Source organism: Sphingomonas sp. (assembly GCF_019749955.1).
Lineage (GTDB): Bacteria > Pseudomonadota > Alphaproteobacteria > Sphingomonadales > Sphingomonadaceae > Sphingomonas.
This window is the reverse complement of sequence record NZ_JAIEPC010000046.1, coordinates 1-3,938: the sequence shown is the minus strand read 5'-3', so window position 1 is coordinate 3,938 and position 3,938 is coordinate 1. Positions and strand designations below refer to the sequence as shown.

Annotated in this window: 5 protein-coding genes and 1 tRNA gene; 3 read left to right on the top strand and 3 right to left on the bottom strand. The window is 66.8% G+C overall.

Annotated elements, in window-relative coordinates; translation table 11 throughout:
* Positions 1–167 (bottom strand): S1 RNA-binding domain-containing protein (locus K2W81_RS10525; RefSeq protein ID WP_294104065.1); only part of this gene is annotated, 167 nt, incomplete at its 3' end.
* Positions 168–471: 304 nt separating this feature from the next.
* On the opposite strand from K2W81_RS10525, the gene bla reads away from it, so the two are divergent.
* Positions 472–1,389 (top strand): subclass B3 metallo-beta-lactamase, encoded by a 918-nt coding sequence (gene bla / locus K2W81_RS10520; protein ID WP_294104064.1) that lies wholly within the window; start codon positions 472–474, stop codon positions 1,387–1,389.
* On the opposite strand, the gene cmk is transcribed toward bla, so the two are convergent.
* Positions 1,386–2,012 carry a (d)CMP kinase gene (cmk, locus tag K2W81_RS10515; RefSeq protein WP_294104063.1) on the bottom strand — a complete coding sequence of 209 codons (627 nt, stop codon included), beginning with the start codon at positions 2,010–2,012 and terminating at the stop codon, positions 1,386–1,388. The genes bla and cmk overlap by 4 nt on opposite strands.
* A complete protein-coding gene (gene aroA, locus K2W81_RS10510) occupies positions 2,009–3,352 on the bottom strand; it encodes a 3-phosphoshikimate 1-carboxyvinyltransferase (protein WP_294104062.1) in 1,344 nt (447 codons plus the stop codon). The genes cmk and aroA overlap by 4 nt, the downstream gene beginning before the upstream one ends.
* A 93-nt stretch (positions 3,353–3,445) precedes the next feature.
* Between aroA and K2W81_RS10505 the strand changes: the two genes are divergently transcribed.
* Together K2W81_RS10505 and K2W81_RS10500 are read left to right on the top strand one after the other, a co-directional pair.
* On the top strand, positions 3,446–3,766 hold the full coding sequence (locus K2W81_RS10505) for a TIGR02300 family protein (protein ID WP_294104061.1): 321 nt from the start codon (positions 3,446–3,448) through the stop codon (positions 3,764–3,766).
* Between the two features lie 97 nt (positions 3,767–3,863).
* Positions 3,864–3,936: transfer RNA gene (locus K2W81_RS10500), tRNA-Ala, on the top strand.
* Positions 3,937–3,938 lie beyond the last annotated feature (2 nt).

The following is a 3,938-nucleotide window of genomic DNA, read 5'->3' as shown; positions in this document are numbered from 1 at the left end:
GGCACGCGGCCTTCGGACTTCAGCCCCACATCGATGACGGCGAGATCATTCTCGATCGCGGTAACGGTGCCCTTGACGACGCGGCCCTCAAAGCCGTCTGCATCACCGAGCGTTTCTTCCAGAAGTGCCGCGAAATCGTCGCGTGTGGGGTTTGCCGAAGAGGCCATAAAGTATCAGTATCCCAAGTCAGTTTCCGGCCAGCCGGTTGTCTCCGGCGGTCTTTGGCCATGCTGCCGCGGCGGCCGATTGCCGGACGCGGCATCCTGCGGACAAACGACACGGAAGAGCCTAGACGCATAAAATGCGAAAAGGGCGCAGGAGTACAGGACTCCGCGCCTTCTTCCGCGAGCACCTGCCCGCTGGACGGGCGCGCCATAGCGCATGGGGGGCAAAGAGGCAAGGCGCGCGCGGCCAGTTGCTGCGCCCACGCCTTTGTCTATAGCGGCTTTGGTCTTGGCAGGGGGAGGCAACATGCGCCGTATTGGATGGATCATCGCATCGGTCGCGGCGCTTGGCGTGGCGAGCGTTGCCGCCTCACAGGCGGTCGATGATCCGCTGACCCGCCCGATTGCGGCCGACTATGCCGCGCGCTGGCTCGCGCCGCAGCCGCCCAAGCGCATCTATGGCAACACCTATTTGGTCGGCTTCCGCAAGATGAATGTCGTGCTGATCGATAGCGGCGCGGGGCTGATCATGATCGATTCGGCGCTGCCGCAATCGGTGACGGCGGTCGAGGCGAATATCCGCGCGCTCGGCTTCAAGCTCAGCGATGTGAAGCTGATTCTCAGCACCGAACCGCATTATGATCACGCCGGCGGGCTGGCGGCGCTCGCGCGCGATACCGGCGCGACCGTGGTCGCGAGCGCGCCTGCCGCCGCTGTGCTGCGCGCGGGCAAGAGCGGTGCTGACGACCCGCAATTCGGCCAGCTCCCCGCGCTGCCCGCCGTAACTGGCAAGCTGCGCGTGGTCCGCGACGGCGAGGCGATCAGGCTTGGGTCAGTGACGGTGACAGCGCTTGCAACGCCCGGCCATACCGCAGGCAGCATGAGCTGGCGCTGGCAATCGTGCGACGGCGCGCGGTGCCTGAACATGGTCTTCGCCTCCAGTCTGAACCCGGTGTCGGTCGACGGCTATCGTTTCTCCGATCCCGCCCATGCGGCTTATGTCGCCGCGTTCCGGCGCACGATCGCGCGGGTGGGGGCGACGCCGTGCGATGTGCTGTTCACCGCGCACCCCGACAATTCAGGTGGCGACACGAAGTTCGCGGCGTTCGAACTTCAGCCGAAGCCTAATCCCTTTATCGATTCTGGCGCGTGTCGCGACTTGAGCGCACGCTACACCAAGATTCTCGGCGAGCGGTTGGCGAGCGAGGCGAAGCCGAAGGGCTAGGTCCGTCCGCGCCGTTCCTCGACCAGTGCAATCGCGCGCTGAACGCTGGCGTCGATCGACAGGAAGCTCGTGTCGAGCAGCGCCGCGTCATTGGCGATCACCAGCGGTGCGGTCGCGCGCTGGCTGTCGCGCTGATCGCGCGCGCGGATGTCGGCGAGCACTCTGTCGATGCTGACGTCCTGCCCGCGCCCGCGCAGCTCGGCGTGGCGGCGGCGCGCGCGGATGTTGGGCGTCGCGCGCACGAACAGCTTGGCATCGGCATGGGGGGCAATCACCGTGCCGATGTCGCGCCCGTCGAGCACCGCGCCGCCGGGCTGGCTCGCAAAGCGCTTTTGCCGCGCCATCAGCGCCGCGCGCACCAGCGGATGCGCCGAGACGATCGAGGCGGTCTTGCCGACCTCATCGCTTCGCAGCGCTTCGTCGGCGAGCATCGCTTCATCGAAATCGCACGCCGCGACGCCGTCAGCCTCGATCGCCGGGTCGAGATCGTGACGCATCACGTTGAGCGCGACCGCGCGGTAGAGAAGCCCGGTGTCGAGATGCGGCAAGCCATAATGTTTCGCGAGCGCGCGCGCGATCGTGCCCTTGCCCGATGCGGCGGGTCCGTCGACAGCGATGATCATGCGCCATCCCCAAGGCGATTCGCGGCAAGCCCGTCAAGCATTTCCAGAAACGCGGGAAAACTGGTCGCGATCGGCGCGGCATCGTCGAGCGTCACCGGCGCGCGGCAGTGGAGGGCGGCGACCGCGAGGTTCATCGCGATGCGGTGATCGAGATGGGTGGCGATGGTCGCGCCACCGCTGAGCGCCTCACCGCCCGAGCCGGTGATGGCGAGGCCGTCGTCAAATTCTTCCACCTGCGCGCCGATTGCGCTGAGTGCGGCGGCCATGACGGCGATCCGGTCCGATTCCTTGACGCGCAATTCCTCGGCGCCGCGCGCGACCGTGCGGCCGGTCGCAAAGGCTGCCGCGACGAACAGCGCCGGGTACTCGTCGATCATGCTCGGCGCGAGATCGGGGGGCACGTCGATTGCGGTGAGCGCGGCGTGGCGGACGCGCAGATCAGCGACGGGCTCGCCACCGACGACGCGCGGGTCGAGTTCGGTGATGTCGGCGCCCATCAGCCTGAGCGCGGTGATCAGGCCCGTGCGCGTCGGGTTGAGACCGACATTGCGGACGACGATATCCGACCCGGGCACGATGCTCGCGGCGACGAGGAAGAAGGCGGCCGACGAGGGGTCGCCGGGCACGACGATGTTCTGGGGCGTCAGCTCAGCCTCGCCGTGGAGCGAGATCACGCGGCCCTCATTCGTCTGTTCGACCGTCAACGCCGCGCCAAAACCTGCCAGCATCCGCTCGCTATGGTCGCGCGTCGCCACTGGCTCGATCACGCGGGTGATGCCCGGCGTGTTGAGCCCGGCCAGCAGTACCGCCGACTTCACTTGCGCCGAGGCGACCGGGAGCGTGTAGCTGATCGGCACCGCAGGACACAGCCCGCGCACCATCAGCGGCAGCGTGCCGCCGGGACTTGCAGTGATGTCGGCGCCCATTTGCGCGAGTGGATCGATCACGCGCTTCATCGGCCGCTTCGACAGCGAGGCATCGCCGATGAAGGTCGCGGTAATCGGGTGGCTCGCGACGAGGCCCATCAGCAGCCGGGTCGAGGTGCCCGAATTGCCCATGTCGAGCGCTTGTTGCGGTTGCAGCAGCCCGCCGACGCCGACGCCGTCGACCGTCCACACGCCATCATCACCGCGCAGGATCGTCGCGCCCATCGCCCGCAGCGCAGCGGCAGTGGCGAGCACATCCTCCCCCTCGAGCAGCCCCTCGATCCGGCTGGTGCCGACGGCGAGCGCGGCAAACATCAGCGCGCGGTGACTGATCGACTTGTCGCCGGGCACGGTGATGGTGCCATGCAGGGGGCCGCGCGCGGCAAGGGTAAAGGGGGCGGGCGAGTGCGTCACGGTGCGCGGCTTTGACAGCGCCCTTGCGCTATGGCAAGGCGCGCGCCACTTTGCTGGCATTCTCCTGGCAATATCCCATACGAAAGGTCACCGATGGTGAAACCGGAATGGGGCACGAAGCGGACGTGCCCGAAATGCGCCACGCGTTTCTATGATCTCGGCAAGGATGATCCCGTCACCTGCATTGAATGCGGGCAGGCTTGGGAACCCGAACCGATCCTGAAGTCCAAGCAGCCGCTGCCGTTTGACGCGCCCAAGGCGGCGATCAAGGTCACTGACGATGATCTCGCTGATGCGGCCGAAGATCTGGACATCGCGGCCGACGATGAAGAGCCGTCGCCCGATGATGAAGTCGATCTGGGCGGCGACGACGATCTCGGCGTCGAAACCGGCGGCGACGAAGAAGAGCGCTGAGGCAAGCGCGCTGATCAAAGATCGTTAACCAAGGCGGTTTAGACCGCTTGCAATGGAAGCGTCGCCCGGATATGGGCGACGCCTTCCCAAAGGGATTGGGGCCGTAGCTCAGCTGGGAGAGCGCTGCGATGGCATTGCAGAGGTCTGGGGTTCGATCCCCCACGGCTCCACC